General features: G+C 46.5%; 17 protein-coding genes and 2 tRNA genes. 14 read left to right on the forward strand and 5 right to left on the reverse strand.

What is annotated here, in order from left to right:
* The first annotated feature begins 70 nt into the window (after positions 1 to 70).
* Together JFC05_RS08590 and JFC05_RS08595 are read left to right on the forward strand one after the other, a co-directional pair.
* A complete protein-coding gene (locus JFC05_RS08590; RefSeq protein ID WP_227697494.1) occupies positions 71 to 1,159 on the forward strand; it encodes a type I glyceraldehyde-3-phosphate dehydrogenase in 1,089 nt (362 codons plus the stop codon).
* Positions 1,160 to 1,251: 92 nt separating this feature from the next.
* Positions 1,252 to 1,342 (forward strand) — tRNA-Ser (locus JFC05_RS08595).
* Between the two features lie 160 nt (positions 1,343 to 1,502).
* On the opposite strand, the gene JFC05_RS08600 is transcribed toward JFC05_RS08595, so the two are convergent.
* The 3 genes from JFC05_RS08600 to JFC05_RS08610 all read right to left on the reverse strand — a co-directional run bounded on the left by JFC05_RS08600 (position 1,503) and on the right by JFC05_RS08610 (position 3,168).
* Positions 1,503 to 2,237: a hypothetical protein gene (locus JFC05_RS08600; protein ID WP_192995812.1), complete on the reverse strand. Its 735-nt coding sequence runs from the start codon at positions 2,235 to 2,237 to the stop codon at positions 1,503 to 1,505.
* Between the two features lie 323 nt (positions 2,238 to 2,560).
* Positions 2,561 to 2,890, reverse strand: coding sequence for a CopG family transcriptional regulator (locus JFC05_RS08605; RefSeq protein WP_105243922.1), 330 nt, complete (start codon positions 2,888 to 2,890; stop codon positions 2,561 to 2,563).
* Positions 2,891 to 3,092: 202 nt separating this feature from the next.
* A tRNA-Asn gene (locus JFC05_RS08610) sits at positions 3,093 to 3,168 on the reverse strand.
* A 617-nt stretch (positions 3,169 to 3,785) separates the two neighbouring features.
* Between JFC05_RS08610 and JFC05_RS08615 the strand changes: the two genes are divergently transcribed.
* From JFC05_RS08615 to JFC05_RS08660, 10 genes are all read left to right on the forward strand, one after another.
* Positions 3,786 to 4,130 (forward strand): DMT family transporter, encoded by a 345-nt coding sequence (locus tag JFC05_RS08615; RefSeq protein WP_198336581.1) that lies wholly within the window; start codon positions 3,786 to 3,788, stop codon positions 4,128 to 4,130.
* A gap of 31 nt (positions 4,131 to 4,161) precedes the next feature.
* Positions 4,162 to 4,743, forward strand: coding sequence for a TetR/AcrR family transcriptional regulator (locus tag JFC05_RS08620; RefSeq protein ID WP_105243919.1), 582 nt, complete (start codon positions 4,162 to 4,164; stop codon positions 4,741 to 4,743).
* 135 nt (positions 4,744 to 4,878) lie between these two features.
* Complete coding sequence (gene betB, locus JFC05_RS08625; RefSeq protein WP_227697489.1) at positions 4,879 to 6,393, forward strand: betaine-aldehyde dehydrogenase; 1,515 nt, start codon at positions 4,879 to 4,881, stop codon at positions 6,391 to 6,393.
* A 158-nt stretch (positions 6,394 to 6,551) separates the two neighbouring features.
* The gene (gene betA / locus JFC05_RS08630; protein WP_198336582.1) at positions 6,552 to 8,252 is read left to right on the forward strand and encodes a choline dehydrogenase; all 1,701 of its coding nucleotides are present in this window, start codon (positions 6,552 to 6,554) and stop codon (positions 8,250 to 8,252) included.
* 362 nt (positions 8,253 to 8,614) lie between these two features.
* Positions 8,615 to 10,660: a choline BCCT transporter BetT gene (gene betT, locus JFC05_RS08635; RefSeq protein WP_198336583.1), complete on the forward strand. Its 2,046-nt coding sequence runs from the start codon at positions 8,615 to 8,617 to the stop codon at positions 10,658 to 10,660.
* Positions 10,661 to 11,066: 406 nt separating this feature from the next.
* Positions 11,067 to 11,561, forward strand: a complete 495-nt coding sequence (locus tag JFC05_RS08640; protein ID WP_198336584.1) for a M48 metallopeptidase family protein — start codon at positions 11,067 to 11,069, stop codon at positions 11,559 to 11,561.
* A 302-nt stretch (positions 11,562 to 11,863) separates the two neighbouring features.
* Positions 11,864 to 12,811: a DMT family transporter gene (locus JFC05_RS08645; RefSeq protein ID WP_198336585.1), complete on the forward strand. Its 948-nt coding sequence runs from the start codon at positions 11,864 to 11,866 to the stop codon at positions 12,809 to 12,811.
* Between the two features lie 67 nt (positions 12,812 to 12,878).
* Entirely contained in the window at positions 12,879 to 13,292 is a 414-nt protein-coding gene (locus JFC05_RS08650; protein WP_198336586.1) for a PaaI family thioesterase, read from the forward strand.
* Between the two features lie 289 nt (positions 13,293 to 13,581).
* Positions 13,582 to 15,942, forward strand: a complete 2,361-nt coding sequence (locus JFC05_RS08655; protein WP_198336587.1) for an ATP-binding protein — start codon at positions 13,582 to 13,584, stop codon at positions 15,940 to 15,942.
* A gap of 24 nt (positions 15,943 to 15,966) precedes the next feature.
* Positions 15,967 to 16,905: a response regulator gene (locus JFC05_RS08660; RefSeq protein ID WP_192993683.1), complete on the forward strand. Its 939-nt coding sequence runs from the start codon at positions 15,967 to 15,969 to the stop codon at positions 16,903 to 16,905.
* Positions 16,906 to 16,924: 19 nt separating this feature from the next.
* Here the strand turns inward: JFC05_RS08660 and truC are convergent, their stop codons facing one another.
* Positions 16,925 to 17,683 (reverse strand): tRNA pseudouridine(65) synthase TruC, encoded by a 759-nt coding sequence (gene truC / locus JFC05_RS08665; RefSeq protein WP_198336588.1) that lies wholly within the window; start codon positions 17,681 to 17,683, stop codon positions 16,925 to 16,927.
* 608 nt (positions 17,684 to 18,291) lie between these two features.
* Between truC and JFC05_RS08670 the strand changes: the two genes are divergently transcribed.
* Positions 18,292 to 20,610: a FepA family TonB-dependent siderophore receptor gene (locus tag JFC05_RS08670; protein ID WP_198336589.1), complete on the forward strand. Its 2,319-nt coding sequence runs from the start codon at positions 18,292 to 18,294 to the stop codon at positions 20,608 to 20,610.
* Positions 20,611 to 20,804: 194 nt separating this feature from the next.
* Here the strand turns inward: JFC05_RS08670 and JFC05_RS08675 are convergent, their stop codons facing one another.
* On the reverse strand, positions 20,805 to 21,827 hold the full coding sequence (locus tag JFC05_RS08675; RefSeq protein WP_198336590.1) for an alpha/beta hydrolase: 1,023 nt from the start codon (positions 21,825 to 21,827) through the stop codon (positions 20,805 to 20,807).
* 219 nt (positions 21,828 to 22,046) lie between these two features.
* Here JFC05_RS08675 and JFC05_RS08680 point away from each other — a divergent pair, with 219 nt between their 5' ends.
* Entirely contained in the window at positions 22,047 to 22,811 is a 765-nt protein-coding gene (locus JFC05_RS08680; RefSeq protein ID WP_198336591.1) for a hypothetical protein, read from the forward strand.
* The last annotated feature ends 196 nt before the right edge of the window (positions 22,812 to 23,007 follow it).

Below are 23,007 nucleotides of genomic sequence, written 5' to 3' on the forward strand. Positions count from 1 at the left end.
GCGATATGTTTTTATGCCTGATTTTTCTAGCGCCACTTATCAACTGACCTCTGATCCAGCCGTCGCCGCGATGTCTTATACAGGCGAGCATACCCAGCCATTACGAGTGGCGATTAATGGCTTTGGCCGTATCGGGCGTAATGTACTGCGCGCCTTATTAGAGCGTTTTGAAGTCTTGGGTCGAGCGATTCATGTGGTGGCAATTAATGACTTGGCACCTGCTGATATTTTATTGCATTTATTAAAGTTTGATAGTGCGCATGGCCGCTTAAGTCAGCTGGGCGTGGCAGCTGAGCTGGTGGTAGCCAGTACGGATGATAATAAAACCCAGCTGTGCCTGACCAAAAACAGCCTGACTTACTGTATCAATATGCTCTCAGAGCCGGATCCCAAGAGCCTGCCATGGCAAGCGTTAGGGGTCGATGTAGTACTGGAGTGTACGGGGCATTTTCGCTCTTATGAGCAGGCGCATCTGCATATCGAGGCAGGCGCGCAGCAGGTCATTATCGGTGCAGCGCCTTTCGATGATGTCGATGCCTGTATCGTGATGGGTGTCAACAGCGATACCTTGACGCGGGCGCTACCGATTATCTCGAGCGTCTCATGTACCACCCAAGCGCTGGTACCGCTGATCGATACCCTTGATAAGGCCTTTGGCGTTACCTCCGCGATGATGACAGAGATTCATGCAGTCACCGCTGACCAGAATGTGCTCGATCAAGCGCACCGAGATCCAAGACGTGCCCGTGCCTCAGGTCATAACATCATACCTACGACCTCGAGCAGTATCGCTGCCACTGAGCGTGTATTACCGGCGATGGTCGGCAAGGTCAATGGTCACTCTATCCGTGTACCCACCATCACCGTTGCAGCGATCGATGTGACCTTTGTCTTTGACACCCAGCCTGTCAGCGCTGAGGCGATTCGTGAGGTACTGACAGCCGCCAGCGACGGTCATTTGCGTGATATCATGGCCTATACCGATGAGCCACTAGTATCCAGCGACTTTATCCATCAGACCGAGTCGCTTATCATTGATGGTCAGCAGCTGATGCAGGTCGGTACGCAGTACAAGGTTTTTGCTTGGTACGACAACGAGTGGGGCTATGCCAATAGACTGCTTGATATGTGTTTGCATTTGGCCTCCAGCGGTCATTAAATCTGTGACTTGTGCTCATCGATAAATTAATTTAATTTTTTTAGATTATCTGCTTGCATTATGAAATGATATCTATATAATGATGCACCAATGGAGACGTGGCAGAGCGGTTGAATGCACCGGTCTTGAAAACCGGCAAGGGTTCATAGCCCTTCGAGAGTTCGAATCTCTCCGTCTCCGCCAAATTCGAAAAGCCCCAATCAGCAATGATTGGGGCTTTTTTTATGGGCGTGTATCAGCGCGCTTTATCACTTAAATAATGACAAGAAAGTGCTTGTTACTTTTTAGCCAGTCTCTTACCTGCGTATTCATTTATATGCCCAGTCGCATACCTAGTGATGTTTTATTTGATTAAAGACTCATCAAACTCAACGTGTTGACCATCTGCTAGTGTCAACGTCCCTTCGCTAATCTCAATAGTCATGTCTCTGGTGTTTCTGATAGCGCGCATGACATTGATGTCCTCAATGCTACTCTCGATGATAATTTTGCCAGACTGCTCAGGTTTGATAGCAGGATCAAACACAGTCAACGGAACATTAAAGTGCTTGCCTTGGGTCAAAGCGATGTCTTTCATCACCAATGTACCCTTAAAGCTATCGATGGCGACTTCGCCGTGGTTGGATAGCATAAACTGGAGCTTTACTTGGTTTAAACTGTCGCTATCACTGCTTTTGACTGGCAAGAGCGCCACAGGGTAGTGTTGCGCATTGGCCGTGGCCGCTTGCTGACTTTTTATGATGGGGCTTTTTTTGCCCGTGGGATTATTGGGATGCAAGCGCTCATATTCACGCTGCTGTATCAAGGCTTGTTTGATCGTAGTGCGCGGCATCGCACCAGACTCATAGGCACCGCTGAGTTTCATGCGCAGCATATAGCGACTGAGTAGTTGCTGATCGGTCTTAGGCAGTTGCTCAAAAGTATCACCGAGCTTTTTTTGCCACTGATCAGAGTTGGTCGGAATGGTTTTTTTGCTAGGATCTGCTTGCGGCTGTGAGCACGCAGAGATAGCAGGCAGAAATGCCAATGCCATCGTCAACAATAATGCTTGGTTAAAACGCGGATAGAAACCTCCCATCGTACACCTCCGTGTCAATTTGTTTTGCACCAACGACCGTGATTGTCATCGGCTTTTTTTATGAGTAGGGCTGGTTTTAATATAGCTGGTTTTTTTGGGTGTTGTGTTGGATTATGGCTAAAAACTGTGTGCGGGCGACAACCATCATTTGGCGCACAAAAAAGACTGAGCGCCATGGGCAAGCTCAGTCTTTTGGTACGCAGCCTATCTAGTTCATCATTAAGAAAGCAGTTTTTTATACTGTCGCTTATGTATCGTCGATTATATATTGTTGTCTATATATAGTCGGCAGTATATCGAATCGGCTTTCTTAATCATCTCTGCTAATCGTCGTTTTGTAGCTCGGATAGGGGGTGGGAGATGTTGTTATTGTGAGTCACCACGATGGCCTCATCGATGATGCGTTGACTGACGCCGCGCTTGCGCAAAGACTCGATAAACACTTCATCGTGCGCTAGGGTATAGTCTTGATGATCACGATCAAGCCCTTGACGGATGTATAGGCGAATCAGTCCTTGAATACGTTTAAAGCCCAGCTCTTTTGAGGTGGTCTCTAATAATGCGATCATCTCTTCAGACAGCCGAATACTAACCGGGCGCATGATTTTTTGCGGATGGTCAGAAAACTTATTTTTTACACGTGCAGGTATCATAATAAACCATTATTTTTAGTGAGTAGGAGTAAAATATTCAGACAAAACGAACCCAAGCAAATTACTCTTACCATACAACAAAATCGCCCAAATGAACACCGCAGCGGTATTTATATCACTGATTTCATAAGAGAATTGTCTGAGCCAAAAATGACAGCCATAAAAAAACCTTCATCAAATAATGATGAAGGTTTTTCGTATATGGCTCTCCAACCTGGGCTCGAACCAGGGACACACGGATTAACAGTCCGTTGCTCTACCAACTGAGCTATTGGAGAATAAGCTGTGATAACGGTAAATATGACAAGCTAAAAGTAATTGCTGTCTGTGTTATGTGGGGCACATTTTAGCCAAGTCGGTATAGGCTGTCAACCTTATTTTGACATAATTCGCAAATATTCTTTAGTTGTTGTGAAGTTTGACTGCCAGCCTTCAGTCCTTGACGCATTTTAGCGATAAAAACGACCCTAATATGTCATAAGCGCACCTCAGAATGATGTATCTATAAGACGGCGCGTTAGGGCGGATAGGTCTGGATATGGATGGGCTTGATAGCGTGTTTGTTTTGTTAAAACCTCTATCTACCTGCGGCGTGTAACAAAAAAATAGCAGCGATATGCTACTTTTATTTATGGCTTAAGAAATCTGCTGTCAGCGTTGGTTACCAAGCTTTTGCGGGCAATTTGATTAGACAACTTGGCTATCTTTTTGAATATAAAAGCAATCTGTACATCGCTTGAAATAAAAAAACTGCTGGGCTGCTCTTCACATTGCTGGACTATTTCTATAAAATACCGACCGTGTGGTTTCTTTGGGAGCTACATTCTATTATTTATTACTTATCCATTTCACTCAATCAAGCGTGTACGCTGGATTTAACACAGGTGTCTTAGCTATGAGTCCTACCATCATTGCTTACGGTTATCTTGCCATCGCTATCATTTGTGAAGTGGTTGGCACGACCTTTTTGGTCAAGTCAGAGCAATTTACCCGTTTGGTGCCAACCCTGATTATGGGCGTGCTTTATGCCATCTCGTTTTATTTGTTGACCCAGGCCATCAAGACCATACCACTTGGCATCGCCTATGCGCTGTGGGGCGGTCTGGGGATTGTGCTGACCTCACTAGTCGGGGTGTTCTTTTTTAAGCAAAGTCTTGATACCGCGGCGGTGGTCGGTATTGCGATGATCGTCGGCGGTGTGGTGGTGATGAACGTATTGTCAAACTCGGTGGTGCACTGACAGGTAGGTAAAAATGAACATGGACACAAAAATGGAAACGAAAAACGCGCATAAACGTAAAAAACAGCCAGAGCTGGTGCGGCGGGCGCTGCTCGATGAGGCAGCACGTATCACGCTAGAGCAGGGCTTGTCTAAAGTGACCTTTCAAGCGGTGGCAGATGCCGTCGGCGTGACCAAAGGCGGAGTGATGCATCATTTTGCTACCAAGGACGCGCTTATCTTAGAGGTATTTTATGATGCGATGGCCAAGTTTGAGGCAGAAGTCAATGCTGCCATGGCAAAGGATCCGGTCAGCTACGGCTCGTTTACCCGCGCTTATATCGACGCCACCATCAGCTTAGGCGAAAAAGGGCAGGCCGAGTTTAATAGCCAAGCGACTTTGTATGTGTTGATGCTAGGAGACCGGATGCTACGCGAACGCTGGGCTGAGTGGTCAAATGAGCAGCTAAAAAAATATGCCGCTACCGACAATAGCGAAACGCTATGTATGGTACGCCTGGTCGCCGATGGTATTTGGCTCTCTGACTTTTCGGGTATCGATATCTCGGACAAGGCCTCAATACGTGAGCGCTTGATAAATATGACGCAGCAAGACTTTGATAAACAGTTTTGATAAATGACTTTGACCAATAACTTGATAAACAGCTTTGGTCAATAACACGCACATAGAAAATTTTATCTTTAACCTATGACGGCACGATTGACTGAACGCTTTTTTATAAATTCTCAGTCGCCTTAAGGAAAACTTATGACAACTACTCAGACAAACGTAAATAATTTACAAGACATTATCGACTTAACACAAACGCAGACCGCTTATATTAACGGTCGCTATCTGGCGGTCGATGGAACGCTGACTACCTTTGACGATATCAACCCAGCGACAGGTGAAGTGCTGGCGAGCATTCAGCAAACCACTGCCGAGCAAATCGACGAAGCGGTAAAAGCGGCGCAACAAGGGCAAAAAGTGTGGGCGGCAATGACCACAGTTGAGCGTGGCCGCATTTTGTCAAAGGCAGTTGCGATATTGCGCGAGCGTAATGATGTACTGGCATTGCTTGAAACCAAAGACACGGGCAAAGCGCTGTCTGAGACTAAGTATGTCGATGTCGTCACAGGTGCCGATGTTGTTGAATACTATGCCGGTCTTGCGCCAATGATTGAGGGCCGCCAGATTCCACTACGTGATAGCAGCTTTGTCTATACGCGCCGTGAGCCACTCGGCGTCGTCGCTGGTATCGGCGCATGGAACTATCCGATTCAGATCGCGATGTGGAAGGCTGCGCCAGCGTTGGCTGCTGGTAATGCGATGATTTTTAAACCCTCAGAAGTCACGCCACTGACGGCACTTAAACTGGCGGAAATCTTTACTGAGGCGGGCATGCCAGATGGCGTCTTTAACGTCGTACAAGGCGATTATAAAGTAGGCGAAGCATTAACTCAGCATCCTGATATTGCCAAAGTCTCGTTTACAGGCGGCGTGCCAACGGGCAAAAAAGTCATGGCAAGCGCGGCATCATCGTCTCTCAAAGACGTAACCTTAGAGCTGGGCGGTAAGTCGCCATTGATTATCTTTGACGATGCCGATATCGATATGGCAGCGGATATCGCCATGATGGCGAACTTCTATAGTACCGGTCAGGTCTGTACTAATGGCACGCGTGTGTTTATCCCAAAAGCGCTACAAGCTAAGTTTGAAGAAGCGATCTTGACGCGGGTCAAACGTATCAAACTCGGTGATCCGATGGATGAAGATATTAATATGGGGCCGCTAGTGAGCTTCCCGCATATGGAGCGTGTGCTTGGCTATATCGAGCAAGGTAAAGCTGGCGGCGCGCGTCTATTAACTGGCGGTGAGCGAGTAACAACTAGCGAGCTTGCCAATGGTGCCTTTGTCGCGCCAACGGTGTTTACCGATTGCAGCGATGATATGACGATTGTACGTGAGGAAATCTTTGGCCCTGTGATGTCGATATTGACTTATGAGACTGAGGAAGAAGTCATTCGCCGTGCTAATGATACCGAGTACGGCTTGGCGGCAGGGGTGGTAACCAAAGATCTAACCCGCGCGCATCGTGTCATCGGTCAGATTGAAGCGGGTATCTGCTGGCTAAATACTTGGGGCGAGTCGCCTGCGCAAATGCCAGTGGGCGGTTATAAGCATTCAGGTATCGGCCGCGAAAACGGCATCGAAGCCCTTGAGCATTATACGCAGACCAAATCTATCCAAGTCGAACTGGGTAAGTTTGAGTCGGTATTTTAATAGCTTGTTAACTGCCTGTGTTTTAACCATCTGTTTTAACTACCTGTTTTAATGTACAAAGAAAGCTGTCGTTAGTAAGCACGTCATGTAGGTAAATACGCCGGCATGATGTGAGCTTACTGATGACATGACGTATTTTTACTATTATGGAGCGTTTTATGACATCAACCACACCTGAATATGACTACATCATTGTCGGTGCAGGCTCAGCCGGAAACGTGCTGGCCACGCGCTTGACCGAAGATGCCAACATTAAGGTGTTGCTATTAGAAGCTGGTCGACCTGATTATCGACTAGACTTTCGTACGCAGATGCCAGCGGCGCTCGCGATGCCGCTACAAGGCACTACTTATAACTGGGGCTACAAAACCGATCCTGAGCCATATATGAATAACCGCGTCATGGACTGTGGCCGCGGTAAAGGGTTGGGCGGCTCATCACTCATCAATGGCATGTGCTATATCCGTGGTAATGCGCTCGATTTTGACGACTGGGCCAAAATCAAGGGCTTAGAAGACTGGACGTATCTCGACTGCTTGCCGTACTTTAAAAAATCAGAGAACTGCGACGCAGGCGAAAACGACTATCATGGCGTCGGTGGTCCGGTAGAAATGACCACCTCAAAACCTGGGGTCAATCCGCTGTTTGAAGCGATGATTGAAGCGGGCGTGCAAGCTGGCTATCCGCGTACAGAGGATTTAAACGGCTATCAGCAAGAAGGCTTTGGGCCAATGGATCGTTTTGTCACGCCTAATGGTCGCCGCGCATCAACGGCACGTGGGTATCTCGACCGTGCCAAACCGCGCAGCAATATCACGATTTTGACCGGTGCCTTGACCGATGTGATTTTGTTCGATGGTAAGCGTGCGGTCGGCGTCAAAGTTGAGCATCAAGGTCAAAGCAAAAAATTCTATGCCGCTCGTGAAGTGATCGTCTCATCAGGTGCTATCGCTTCGCCGCAATTATTGCAGCGCTCTGGTATTGGCCCTGGTCAGTGGCTCAAAGACTTGGGTATTAATGAGGTTTTAGAGTTGCCGGGTGTCGGTAATAATCTACAAGACCATTTAGAGCTGTATATGCAGTATGAATGCAAGCTACCCGTGTCGATTGCCCCTGCCAATAAATGGTGGAATAAACCTGCGATTGGTGCTGAGTGGTTGTTTAATGGTACTGGTCTTGGCGCGTCCAATCAGTTCGAGGGTGGCGGCTTTATCCGTACTGATGAGAAATTTACGCACCCCAATATCCAGTATCACTTCTTGCCATTAGCGGTGCGTTACGATGGTCGTAGTGCGGTGAAATCGCACAGCTTCCAAGCGCATGTGGGCTCACTACGATCACCGAGTCGTGGCCGCGTCAAGCTCACTTCAAGAGATCCCAACGCGCATCCAAGCATTTTATTTAACTATATGTCGCACGAGCAGGACTGGCAAGAGTTCCGCGCGGCGATGCGTATCACTCGCGAGATTATGCATCAGCCAGCGCTTGACCCATATCGCGGCCGTGCTATCGCGCCGACCGATGATCTGGTGACCGATGCGCAGTTGGATGAGTATGTCCGCAATCATAGCGAGACCGCTTATCATCCGTCGTGTACCTGTGCGATGGGTGAGGGTAATGATTCGGTGGTCAATGGTGAAGGGTTGGTACACGGTATCGATGGTCTGCGTGTCGTTGATGCGTCGATTATGCCAAATATCATTAGTGGTAACTTAAACGCTACCACCATTATGCTGGCCGAAAAAATCGTTGATAAGATGCGTGGTAAACAATTACCACGCTCGACAGCGGATTATTATGTCGCCAATGGCGCACCGCTCAGAGCTGAGCCGATGCGTGCTTATCATATGACTGTATAAATAAACGTGCCAGCGAGTAGGCACGATATAAGGATAATATAACGTCAATTTCAAATAAAAGGCCTTTCAACGTAAAGGTCTTTTTTATCAGTGCAAATTTGCTGGCACCCTTGTGAGCGCTGACATCATCAGTACCGCACGCAAATGAGTATGTCAGCATATCGGCTTTATTTTGCGCTGATTATCTTTTCATTATTTTTTAAAGGTGGTGCTAAGGGGTCTGCGGACTGTTTAGCAAATTTTTATTGATTGGTACTGCTTTGTGCATCCTGCGCTTATATAGATAACGTGGTAACTCTGCACTATGTTATGACGGACAAAGCACTATCAGATCCTGTTTCATTTACCTATTGAGGTCTTTTATGTACAGCTCGCCATCAGAAGATGCGACGAAACCCTTGAGTCTAAATAAGACAGTTTTTTTAGGCTCAGCGATTATTTCTATTTTATTGATTATTTGGACGATTGCCTTGCCAGATTATAGTGAGGCATTATTAAGCGCGAGCATGGCGTGGGTATCAGAGAGTTTTGGCTGGTATTACATGCTGGTGGTGGCTGCTTATAGTATTTTTGCCTTGTTTGTGGGCTTTTCAAAATACGGCGATATCAAGCTGGGGCAGGACCACGAAAAGGCGCAGTTTCCCTTTTTAGCGTGGGCGGCGATGCTATTTTCGGCTGGTATTGGTATCGATTTATTGTTTTTTGGTGCCTCTGAGCCATTGATGCATTATCTCACCCCGCATACGGGGCTAGAGCCTGCCAGTGCCGAAGCGATGCGCCAAGCGTTATCTCAGACTTTTTTGCATTGGGGTCTGCATGGCTGGGGTATTTATGCGCTTATCGGTATGGCGCTAGCGTACTTTGCCTATCGTAAAAACATGCCGCTGGCGCTACGCTCACCGCTGACGCCTATCTTTGGCGAGCGCCTAGTCAAAGGCTGGCTGGGTGATGGCATTGATACCTTTGGTGTGGTCTGTACCTTGATGGGGATTGCCACCAGCTTAGGCATCGGGGTGTTGCAGGCTAATGCGGGTTTGACTCATGTCTTCGGTATCGAGTCGAGCAAGATGGTGCAGAGCCTGATCATCTTAGGCGTAGTAGCTGCTGCGGCTATCTCAGCGATGACCGGTGTAGAGCGAGGGGTACGCCGTCTATCTGAATTCAATATGCTCTCGTCGATATTGCTATTAATCGCGATATTAGTGATGGGCAATACTGTGTACTTGCTCAATACCTTTACCCAAAGTGTCGGTCAGTATTTCCAAACCATCGTTTTCAAAACATTCGACGTCTATGCCTATGACGGCAGCGCTGGTGCCGATTGGAAATCAGGCTGGACGATATTTTTCTGGGCATGGTGGGTAGCTTGGGCACCCTTTGTCGGCTTATTTATTGCGCGTATCAGCCGTGGCCGTACCTTGCGTGAGTTTGTCTTTGGTGTGATGTTTATCCCGCTGGGCTTTATCTTTGCTTGGTTCTCTATCTTTGGTAATTCAGCGATAGACTTGGTCGCCAATGGTGCGACAGAGCTGGGTGAAATCGCTATCAATGACGCGGCGATGGGCATGTTTGCTTTGTTTGAGTACTTCCCTTTTAGTGATGTTTTATCATTCGCTGGCGTGGTCATCGGGCTTATTTTCTTTGTGACTTCAGCGGACTCCGGTGCGCTAGTGCTGGCCAATCTTAGCTCCAAAGGTATGACCAATGATACTGATGCGCCGGTTTGGTTGCGCCTATTTTGGGCAGCGGCCACCGGTCTGATCACTTTAGGTTTACTGTTCGCAGGCGGCTTTGCTTCGTTGCAGTCAGTGTCTGTCATCGCAGGTTTACCATTTTCGCTGATTTTGGTGCTTTACATGATGTCGATGTGGCGCAGCCTAAAAGAAGAGGGCAATAAGCGTAAAGCCAGTACGGTTGGCACCGCAAACGTACTTGATAGTGGTAAGAGCTGGAAAGCGCGTCTGCAGCGTATTGTTAGTTTTCCAAGCCATACGCAAGTCGAGCGGTTTTTACAAAACATCGTCAAACCTGCCATGAGTGATGTCGAAAAAGAGCTAAGAGCTGGCGGTCTAAAGACATCATTGGATGTGCGAAATCTGGCCAATATCGGTGACGATCTCGATGCAGGTCTAGACGATGACAATGGTCAAATAGATGGTATCAAGCTGCGCGTCGGTCATGGCGATGAAGATGACTTTATTTATGAGGTCAATCTCATCAAAGCTGAGCGTCCTAATTTTACCCTGAATACCTCAACCAAGCATGCAGAGTTTTACTACCGTGCTGAGGTGTTTTTAAGCGATGGCTCGCAGGAGTACGACTTGGTAGGCTACACCAAAGAGCAAGTGCTGGTCGATATCTTGCATCAGTATGAGCGCCATTTGCAGTATCTACATTTAGAGCGTTAATGAGCTAGATGTTGAATAACCAGATGTCAACTGGCTAGATACCGTGACAAGATTGTCTTTTAGATGACCCCATAAGTTACAGTTAGCTTATGGGGTTTATTTATGAGCTGACGATAGGTCAATAGGTGGTATAAGGTAAAATATATAGAAATAAGTTGTAAAGTATAGTCATTGAAACATGGTATCTATAGTCGATGCACTCTAAAAAGCGCATAGCGCTACTGGAATGCTGTTTTTAAATGTAGGTTGCGCAGCCTCTGGGAACGCAGCACGCAAGTAAAGTTTATACCAGTAGCGCGTTTAAATTTATATAACAGTTTTATTTTCAACTGATTATATACCAGCAGTACCATAGTGTACTCAAAGTATTTTGACTAAGACATACCCTATATAAAAGGATAAATCTGTGACCACACTCAAGTACCTCGCTCATTATTCTGAACATATTCAAAGCCAAGCGGCACGGCTCATCAGCGAGGGCAGGCTGGGCGACTATCTAGAAAGTAAATATCCCAATCGGCACCAAGTGCAAAGCGATAAGGCGCTTTATCAATATATAAACGACATAAAAAACCAGTCTATGCGCAAAATCGGCCCGCTATCGAATGTCAGTTATAGCAGCAAATTAAAAGTCCTCAAGCAAGCGTTGGGGGTTCATACCACGCAGTCTCGCGTCCAAGGTAGTAAGCTTAAATCGCACAACAGCATCACGGTGGCCAGCTTATTTAAAGAAGCGCCGCCTGAGTTTTTGCGCATGATCGTCGTGCACGAGTTGGCGCATTTTAAGGAGCATGAGCACAACAAAGCATTTTATCAATTATGTTGCCATATGGAGCCAGAGTATCATCAGCTCGAATTAGACACGCGTTTATGGCTGCACTGGCGTGAGTTTAGATCTTAGTTATAAAAATATTCATAAAAGGTAATATATATAACCTACTTTAAGAGTAAGGCATGGTGTCTTACTCTTTTTTGCTTTTGATGGCTACGCATGACAGCTGCTTGGTGGATTACCTGATGAAGTCACAAAGATATGTGCTATGGTAGTCGTTCTAAAGCATTATTAATGGATGAAACATGGATGTTTTCTTATATTGGCAAGGGTTTTACCGCGGCCCTTACGCTGGTGGGGCCAATCATCATCGGAATGAAACCGTATGAGTATGACGATTAAAGATAAAATACGATCCGACAGGATAGCCGATGAGTACACGCATGACGCCGCCCATACGTGCGGGTAAAGCAACATGGCTTGTCCCCGTACTGTGTCTGCTGGCGGGTGGAGCGCTGATCGGTGTCTCGACCAATGTGGCAAAATATGCAGGAGTGGTGGGGCTGACACCATTGGCGTTTTTGTTTTGGTCGATAGCAGGCGCCGCTCTCATACTGTTGGTGGTGGCTGTGCTTAGGCACGAGTTGCCACCTTTGAGTAAACGCAGCTTTGAGTATTATGTCATCGCCGCTTTGGTCAGTGTGGCGGGGTCTAATTTGTTGCTATTTTCGGCCATTCCTCATGTCGGTGCAGGGTTTGTGGCGCTGATTGTATCGTTGCCGCCGCTGCTCACTTATCTGGCCGCGCTCACTTTACGCATGGAGCGCTTTGATATCAGTCGTGCGTTTGGTGTGGGGGCTGCGCTACTGGGGGCGGGGGTGCTGGCGGCACACAAATTCTCTGCGCCAGACACCAGTATGTTTTGGGTATTGATTGCGCTGTGTGGGCCAGTGCTGCTGGCAGCTGGTAATATTTACCGCACGTTGCGCTGGCCTACGGGTGCCTCTCCCAATGCGCTAGCACCAGGGATGCTGTTGGCGGCGGCATTGCTATTATTATTGTGTGCAGCGTTGCCGGGCTTTTCAGTGGCGTTACCGCATACAGGATGGCTGCCGATTGCTGTGATTGTCTTACAAGCGTGGCTCTTTGCTGGGCAGTTTTTGCTATTGTTTTTATTACAAAAGACGGGTGGCCCAGTGCTGCTTAGCTTATTGGGCGCGGTGGGCGCGGTCGTCGGCGTGCCAATCGCTATTTTTTTGCAAAAAGAGACGCCGCCTGAGGGGTTGTTTTTAGGCGCTTCACTGATTGCGGTAGGTGTGGTTTTGGTGACGTGGGGCGGGGTAAGAGTGACGGCGCGAGCAGCAAAAGACAGTGAATAAAACAGCAGTAAGTAAAAAAGTAACTTATACTTATAAAGGAATAAGAACCGCTGAACAAGGAGCGTATATGTCGGCAACTAAAGAACAGATCGTCGCCTTTATGGCAGCAGAGTTTCCGCAGACCAAATGCGTGGTCGAGTCGGTAGATGATAAAGGGGCAGTGTTATCACATGATATTGGCATAGATGAGCTGCGCCCAGGTGGGACGGTATCAGGGCCTGTATTGATGAGCATCGCGGATGTGGCAATTTATGTGGCCATCCTCGGTAGGATCGGCATCGTACCTTTGACCGTGACCACCAGTTTGACGATTAATTTTTTGCGAAAACCCTCGTCTGAGGCTCGCATCATAGCGGAGTGTACCCTGATAAAAGTGGGGCGAACCCTGATAGTGGGTGAGGTGTCGCTGTATTCAGAAGGCTCAAGTGATATGGTGGCTCATGTCGTTGGAACGTACTCGGTGCCACCAGCGCTCACATAGTGCGAGTCATACAACAAATCATTTTAGATACTATCATCTAACTTGCTATCATTTAAAATTTTAGTGAAGTAAAGTTTATTATTGTTTTCTAAAAAAGCTCTTAGCGTCACTGCTGAGGGCTTTTTTATTTGTATGGTCTGAATAATAGTAAACACCAGTTTTGTCATCATATTGTCATAACGGCACCGTATCCTTGTGCTCACGATAAATCGTGGTTGCGTCACACTCATATCTTTAGCTATTTATTGATATGTCGATAGCAGTCAACGCATAGCCATTAGGGATGTTTATGAAGGTTGTTGGTCGGTCTGGCAGTATCTCCACTCGTATCTTGGTTATTTTGGCACTGGCTTTTTTGTTGATTATTTTATTGGTGTACTGGGTCATACAAACCCAAGCCAAACCGCGCATTCTAGCGATGACGTCAGAGATAGTCGTAGAAACTGGCAACGAAGCCATCAATAGCATCATGGCCAGTATCAATCATGTCGATGGACTGGCCAAAGCCACCAGCACGATGGCAGGCGGCTTGCCAAAACAAGATGACATTTATAAACAAACCTTTGGTAACCTCATGCAGCAGACGGATGCGCGTATCGTGGGCGGCGGTGTGTGGTTTGATCCCAATATGTATGTACAAGGCCGCGAGCGCCAGTCGTTTGTCTGGGCGCGAGACACGTCAGGCGTGATGCAGCCATTGACGCGTTATAATCAAGCTCGTCAAACGCCAACTCCGTATTATCGGGACTGGTGGTACATCCCTGCGATGTATGCGCGGCACGACCACTGCGTCTGGAGCCGAGCCTATGTCGATCCTGTGAGCAATCAGCGGGTAATGACCTGTGCCAAGGCGCTGTATGACAGTCGCAATCAGGCGTTTGATGGTGTGGTGAGCTTTAATTTGTTGCTGGATAACCTCGGCGCTGCCATGAAAAAGTGGCAAGACAAGCTCGGTGGTTATGTGTTTTTGGTCGATTTGGACAATCGGTTTTTGGCCTTTCCAGAGCAATCGAAGGTCACACAAACGACTGAGAATAATCCGCAAGGTGAGGTAGTCACGGCACGGCAGCTGGCCGCCCAAAGTCCTGGTTTTGCACCGATTGCGGACAGCTTAGAGCGTATCAATCATCAGCTAATCGATGAAGCACTGGCAAAAGATGAAGGCCGCTTTACACTCGCTGCTCGTAGTATCTTGAGCACCACCAATCTAGACAAGATTAGCGAGCAAGAGTCCAAACTGCTCTCTGCTTTACTACTATTAAATATCGATCAGACGTTTGCGCTTGTAGACAGCCATTTGGTTGAGACCATCGCTGTGCCCGATGATTTTATATTGCAGCAGCCGGCGACCGCTTTTGTCTTTCGTATGCCGTTTACCTATTGGAAGATGGTCGTCGTCAAGCCTGATAACGATATGATGAGCGTGGCAAATGCGTTGTCCGACAAGCTGATTCAGGCCATGTTGTTGGGTTTTATACCGATCTTGTTATTGACCGCATGGGTGTTTCGTCGCTACTTCACGCGGCCGCTCAAGCGGATGGCGGATGCTGTGGCTGACATGGGTGCACTGATTGAACAAAAACAATATCAGCAGTTAAGCGCGCACAAACTGCCAGCCTCAGCGGTCAGTGAAATCCATGTCATCAGTGAACAAACCAATCACCTGATCGACCGTATCGTCGAAAACGAAGGCGCGCTTGCCGAAATCAACGTCCATCTAGAAAAGCAAGTCGCAGCTCGAACCCAAGACCTACAGCAAGCCATGAATGAGCTAAAAGCCTCACAAGTGCAGCTGGTACGCTCCGAAAAAATGGCCACGCTCGGCCAGATGGTGGCAGGCGTGGCACACGAGGTCAATACCCCGCTTGGCTATGTGCGCAGCAATATGGAATTGGTGGGTGATAATCTTGGGCGTTTTGATGAGCTGATACAGCATACCGAGCAGTTATTGCAGGCCTTAAAAGCGCCAAATACCCCGCCAGAAAAAACCGAGCAACTGATAGCGCAAACCTTACAATGCTGCGAGGCAATCAAAGAAGATGAGGTCAGTGAGGATTTGGCCGATTTGATTAAAGACGGGCTGTACGGCGTCGATCAGATTGCAGAGCTGGTCGTCAGCTTGCGTGATTTTTCTCGAATTGATGAATCTAAAGTCAAAGAAGTCGATATCAATGACTGTATCACCACCTCCCTTGTCATGGCGCGAAACAATCTAAAAAACTTAGACGTCAGCACAGAGCTTGCCGAGCTGCCGTTGATTCAATGTAACCCTTCACAAATCAACCAAGTGTTATTAAACCTATTTAATAATGCCGCTCAAGCCATGCCAGCCGATCGTAAAGGCACATTGCATATTACGTCATCTGTCGATGACACCCAGCAGTACCTAGCCGTGAGTGTCAAAGACAATGGCGTGGGCATCGAGGAGAGCAAGTTGGTACAGATTTTTGAGCCATTTTTTACCACCAAAAAAGCCGGTGAGGGCACAGGCCTAGGGCTGGCTATTAGCGCGCAAATCATGGAGCAGCATCATGGACGTATAGAGGTCAGCTCAGTCGTTGGGGAGGGCACGACGTTTACGCTGCTGCTGCCTGTGCAGTCGACTGCCCATAAGAGTAAACCAGCTCGGGCTTTATTTGAAAATGAATAGACTTAAAACTATAAAGAGAATGACATGCAAAAACCAAAGATTGCCTTTATCGATGATGAGCCGCGCATCTTACGCAGTTTAAAGATGCACTTTCGCCAGTCGCACGATGTATTTACCACCACCGATGCCGCCGAGCTGATGGCGTATGTCAGCCGCCACGATGTCCAAGTGGTCATCAGTGATCAGCGTATGCCAGATAAGCAAGGGACAGAAGTGCTGCGTGATATCAAAGAGAAATCGCCAAATACCATTCGTATTTTATTGACCGGTTATGCCGATCTAAACGCGGTGATTGATTCGGTCAATGAAGGCGAGATTTATCGTTATATCACCAAACCTTGGCAAAATGACGAGCTAAAAGACGTCATCAACAAAGCGACAGAGATTGCTCAACAAACACAAGACATAGCCCCGAGTGTTTTTGGGGACACAGCACTGTCTCACTCTGCATACAGTAATGCAGCTGGCAAGCGCCATCTACTGGTATTAGACGATGACGAGCATGTCTATCAGCAAATAAAAAGTCATTTTAAGGGCGCCTATACAGTGAGCTGGGCAAACACGCTGGAGCAGGCAGCAAGCTTATTACAAAAAAAGCGCTTTGGGGTCACCATTGCTGACGCCACGCTTAACGAAGAAAACATCACGCCTGTGGTTTATGCCCTAAAAAACATCCAGCCAGACTTGATGGTGTTGATGCTGACTGAATTTAAAGATGCTCATATGGTGATTGATTTAATCAATAAGGGTCAAGTGTATCGCTGCTTACCACGACCGACCAATTTTTCTATGATGAGTATCAGTTTGGATCGCGCTTTTGATCATCATGAGCGACTACTCCAGCAGCCGATACTGGCGGCGCGCCATCAGGTTGAGGCAGTGCCTGCGTCCGAGGCGTTTGGCTTTTCTGAGAGAATAAAAGGTTTTTTTACCAAAATAAAAAGCTGGCGCATCGGTAAATAGCAGCGATGGATAACTGTACCTAGTCTGTAATACTCGCTGTCCAAGCAAAGGTCTCTATAATATGCCGCCACTGCTCGTCCAGTCCTGCTTTTAGTAGCAGTGGCTCACCGGTGACAGGATGGCTGAGCGCCAAACTGTGAGCATGTAGTAGCATGCGCGTGCAATCATACTGAGTACGAAAAAATCTATTGTGCCGTCCATCGCCGTGACTGGTATCACCCACGATGGGGTGAAACAAATGCTTCATATGCCGGCGCAACTGATGCTTGCGGCCAGTGATGGGTATCAAGCGCATGAGGCTGTAGCGGCTGGTGTTGTGCTTTTTTGATACGGCAAATGGCAGCTCGATCTGTGCTAAGCGTTGCCAATGGGTCACCGCTTCTTGAGCAGGTTTGTCCACATTGGCAAACTTATCGGCGATGGCGTCTGGCTGAAAGCTTAGCGCATGATCAACAAAGCCTTGCTCTGGCATAAAGCCGCGTACCACCGCCAAATACTGCTTGGTTACCTGGCGCGTAGTAAAGGCCTCAGTCAACGTGCGCGCCACGTCCGCACTTTTAGCAAACAATAATACCCCTGACGTCGGCCGATCCAGACGATGTACGGGAAACACATGACAGCCTACGGCATCACGGGTCAGCTGCAGGGCAAAGCGCGTCTCGCCTTTATCCAGCCAGCTGCGATGCACCAATAGCCCCGCCTCTTTATTAATCGCCACCAAAAATTCATCTTCATAAATAATCTCTACTTGGCTGGCGCTATCACTTTCGATATTCATGTTTTTTTACCCATACTGTAGAGGCTATCATTATATATCGGCTGTTTTTATATATAGTCAGGTCAATATAAACAGGATACAGCGAGACTGAGATAAGTTTTACGCAGCACCTGTCGGCGCAGGCACAGCACGCAAGAAAATTTATGTCAGTTTAGCGAATATATACAGTGTATCTCTTTTATGTAGTAATGACGATATCGCTTTTCTAGCGTCTCGCTGAAAATGACTGCTACTATCAGACCATTAGCTTCGCAGGTCATGCATTTGAGAGTTTTTGGCCACATCACCTGACCATAAGAGTGATCGTTAGATTTATAACTTTATGACACCAGAAAATAAAGCAAATACTAACGATAATAGTTATCATTATTATTTGCGTTATTTATTGAATGTTGCTAGAGTGTGTACTCTTTATTACTAAGCATCGAGTCGCGCTCTGTCCTCAAGATGCTATGGATATCAATACCGCCTTTATTCTGACGTTATAACGATCAAACACAACCATATTCGTGCTTTGCTGCCACTTACTCACTAGGTTGCTGCTGACCAGCGCTATCAGAAAACATAACAGGTATTGGTAAATACTAAATACTTTAGGATTGTCATTTATGCCAACATCATCACCCTCTTTTGCTTCTGAGCATGTCCTTCATCTATCAAAGCCATTACACGTAGTGACGGGTAAAGCGCTGCTTGGCATGGCGATTGCCTCTATTCTCACTACTACCGCATTTGCAGCTGAGAGCGAGGGTCTTACTGTACAACAAATAGAAGCGCAAGAAGCTGTAGAACAGCAAGCGATGCCTTCTGTTGAGCTAGATACTATCGTCGTCAAGGCGGCGCGAGAGGAGCTAGAACAAGCGGCGGGGTTGTCTGTCATTAGCGAAGAGGCCATCGAGAAAGCCTCTGTTTCCAATGACATTGCAGAGATCGTGCGCAAAATGCCTGGCGTCAATTTATCTGGTTCCTCAACTTCTGGACAGCGCGGTAATCAGCGTCAAATCGATTTGCGCGGCATGGGGCCAAATAACACTTTGATTTTAATCGATGGTCGTCCTGTCACTTCTCGTAATTCCTCGCGACCGAGCCGTGGTGGTGAGCAAGACACACGTGGTGACTCGCAGTGGGTACCACCAGGTGCTATCGAGAGCATCGAAGTATTGCGTGGCCCAGCAGCCGCTCGTTATGGCTCTGGTAGTATGGGCGGGGTAGTCAATATCATCACCAAGCGCCCGACTGAGTCAGAGTTTTCTATCAGTGGGCACTATGAGACGCCAGAGAGTGACCTAGAAGGCAGCAGCTGGCGTACTAACGTCAATATGTCTGGTGCATTGACTGATAAGCTGTCCTCACGTACTACCCTTGGTTACCACGATAGTGAAGCAGATGATCCGTATATTAATGCAGCAGAAGCGCTAGATGACTCAGTAGCAGCAGGTACTGAAGGTGTCGAAAATATCGATGTGCGTCAGTTGTTCGAATACGCGATGGATGCGATGAATACGGTCGGTGTTGAGGTCAATTATAGTCGTCAAGAAAACCGCTGGGCAGGTGACTCATTATTCCAATCAGTGAACGAAAACTTGTTAGATGAGTTAGAAGGTGAGACCACCAATAAGATGCAGCGCTACGGCGCGGCGATCACCCATCGCGGTGAGTACGATGACGCTAGTAGTAACAGTTTCGTCGAGTACACTCGGACAATTAATGAGCGCTTGGGTGAAGGTAGTGCGGGTGGTGGTGAAGGTCAGATTGTCATACCTGACGACGGCGAGGATTTTGAATGGGTAGAGGCAACCTACGATACGTTAAATGCCAAATCAGAGTGGGATATTTATTTTGACCGTCATACCTTGACGGCTGGTGCAGAGTTCCGCGGTGAAAAGCTGGATAACCCTGTGGTATCTGATATGACATTTGAGGATGGTTTTGAGTTTGGTGATGTAGAGACCGATCCTGACAAGCGCGATCCGACCTCAGATGCCTACCTCGTCGGTGCTTATTTAGAAGATAACTATGAGATCACGCCTGATTGGTATGTCACGCCAGGCTTACGTTTTGACTATCATAGTGAAGCTGGCAGTAACTGGTCGCCTAGTATCAATACCACTTGGCATTTTAGCCCTGATTGGTCAGTGAAGGCGGGTGTCAGTCGTGCATTTAAAGCGCCATCGCTATACCAGCTTGACCCAAATTACATTTACTACACTCGTGGTTATGGCTGTCCACAATACGTGAAAAATGAAAACAGAGGTGGAGGGTGTCATGTTTTGGGTAATTCTGATCTAGAAAATGAAACTTCTTGGAACAAAGAGTTGACCTTTACTTATGATGATGGTACAGCATTGAATGCTGGCTTGACTTATTACCACAATGCCTATGATAACCGCATTGGCGCTGGTACGGATCGTGTGGCGGTAGATACGGCGACAGATCGTTCTATCTTTCAATGGGACAATCAAGGTGAAGCAATTGTTGAAGGTTTAGAAGGCTTTGTACAAGTACCAGTCACTGATAATGTAAGATGGTCTTCTAATATCACTGGTAACATCCGCTCAGAGCGTAAAGACAATGGCGAGCCATTATCGCTCATTCCTAAGTTCACTGTAAACACGGGTGTCGATTGGGATATCACGCCTCAGTGGAATGCTGGTTTTGATGTGAGCTACTATGGCACGATTGAAGCCCCAACGATTTCAGCGACGACGGGAGATGATAGTGATGACCCGTTGCTTGATCGCGAGCCGTATGCCATTGCTAACGTGAGCACTCGCTATGATTTGACAAAAGCGATTACGGTTGGTGCTGGTGTCAAAAACTTATTTGATACGGGTGTTTATCGTGAGGGTACCGCTACGAATGCAGGCGCACGTACTTTTAATGAGCCTGGCCGTACTTATGTGTTTGATGTGAGTGTTGATTTCTAATTCTTAGATACAGTATTTTCTTTAAGAATAAAAAAGGTCTGAACTAATGGTTCAGACCTTTTTATTTGGGTGATCAATTGTCTCATAATCTTGTAAAAAGTTTCTCTCCCGCCTTGCTTGGGTTAACCTAGCGAGGTTTTTCTTATCCAGTAGATAAGGTCAGAGTGCTAAAGTTATTTTGAATAGGCTTAATCTTAGAAGTTCTTTAAGCTCTCTAATAGAGAGGTTGTAAATACCTCTCCATGAGATTGGTTGTAAAACTGATAGATACAACGCTCCTCAAAGTGTTCACAGACTTCCTTGGCGAATTCTTTTTTACTCATCAGAGTAGGCGCTACTACTGGCATAGTGGTCTGCTCTGGGGAGTGACTAAAAGTGAGTCGTATTTGTTTGTGTTTATTATTGGTTATATCTGCAAGTTGCGCTTTAGGAAGATTTTGATATGCCTGCCAATAGTTAATCATCTCTCCATTTTGCCACCAAAGTGATGGATCTGCACTGAAATACTGCTGATAAGCTTCAGGATGCTTGAACAAATTATATAACACAAACAAACCACCGTAAGAGTGTCCCCAAATGGCTTCTTGCTCTGGTATATCGCCCAACTGTTCATATACCCAAGGTTTAATTTCTTTTTCAATCAACGCATAAAAGTGTGCTGCACCGCCGTTTAATCGCTCTCTACCTTCTTCTTGAAAAGCACCGTTATCTACAGTGTTGGCTAATAATGGTGGGGTATAGTCGTAGGCGCGGGCATCAACATCGAAGCGATAAGGTGTTTGGTAACCTATAAAGACCAAAGTAGGCGCTGATTTTTGTGGTGTAGACTGGGATAATAAGCGCAGCGTATCCTTATCTAAATCATCAATAGCCGCATTACCATCAAGCATATAAAGCACTTTACTAGGAGTTTTTACAGAATTGTTAGAGAGGAGATGATAGGTTGGCTGCTCAGGAATAGCTAACCACACTTGATAATGACGAGGTTTTGCATAGGTTTGCAGCGTTTTCAATTGTGAATCGGTTAAGCTAGAGGAGAATAGTTCTGGTGCAGGTGCACTGAAGGTATGATATACGAAACGATACCCGATATCTTTGGCATGCAATAAGCTCATATCTACGGTCTTGGTCAAGTCAGGTTTAGCATAGCTTGGTGACATCACTACTCCTGCCATGGTTATCGTTATCATTGCAAGGCTTCTCTGAGATCTTGACATACTTATCCTTTATTATATTTAGTTTATTGAACAAAGTCTTAGACATAGCGTTGCTTATATTGAAGCTGTAAGAGGACTAACAAATGCAATTTATATCACTGATAATTATTGACAATCAGTTACAATATCGTAATAATAATGCATATGATAATCATTATCAATAATAATGCTTTCTAATGGTTCTGTATTTCACAAAAATCCTTCTTATGAGATTAAATTATGTCACGTTCAACTCACTCATGTTTCAGCAAAAACCCATTATCTAAAGTTTGTATTTTATCTATTGCCCTATTATCTTTGGGAGTCGCAGGCTGTCAAAATACGATGTCATCATCGAGCGCAACGCCCTCTAATGCTGTCACCACGGGTCTGATGAAAACGCAAAGCAGCTATGCTGATACTCGTTATTTGACGATTGACGGCAAAGACTATCCTGTTTCTGAAAGCGCTGCTCGAGTAGTCATTAATGACGCGAAAAATGCACCAGAATTGGTCGCTGATATTTTTGATGGAAAAGGTAAAGTTGCGGTACCAGGCTATAAAGTGATGTTGATAGTTCGAACTAACTCAGTGGCTGCAGAAGGCAGAAAGCTAGATAATGGTAAAGTTATCGATAATCGCATGATCCATCGTGGCAGCAAAACTCTTGTTGGTATCCCTGTTGTAAACGGACAAGCAAAACTTGATCAGGCACAATTATTAGACTTCGATATTATTTATGATGATTTATCAACAGTCGTTGCAGAGGGAGAAGTGGTGAAACCACGAGGTACAAAACTAACCAAAGCAGAGACACCCATTACCAATAAGAAAGTGATCGTGCATTCACTGACCTTGCCGAACATCGTTAGTGGTGAAAGCGCAGGTGGTGGTGTTAATTTCGAAGCCAGTGCAACGGTAGATGGTAAAGTTATCAAAACTGGTGCTAATAGTGCTTTTAATATCTTTTATACCGTGACTAGTGATAATGCTAGAGGGTTTTAGTTGTTGATTTTTAACTGGTAAGAACAGGCTCTGACTTCACTAGATGAAGCCAGAGTCGTTTCCGTTTAATCGTGATCTGTTTTTAAAACCATCAACAAACCCAATGGGTTATCTACTATGGCTTTAAGTAATTCTCATTTGATTAGGGCGTGTTGAACATTGGATATAAATTTCTGGCAAAAAAAATAGCGAACGG

Origin of the sequence: Psychrobacter celer, from assembly GCF_016107555.1 — a bacterium.
Classification (GTDB): domain Bacteria; phylum Pseudomonadota; class Gammaproteobacteria; order Pseudomonadales; family Moraxellaceae; genus Psychrobacter; species Psychrobacter celer.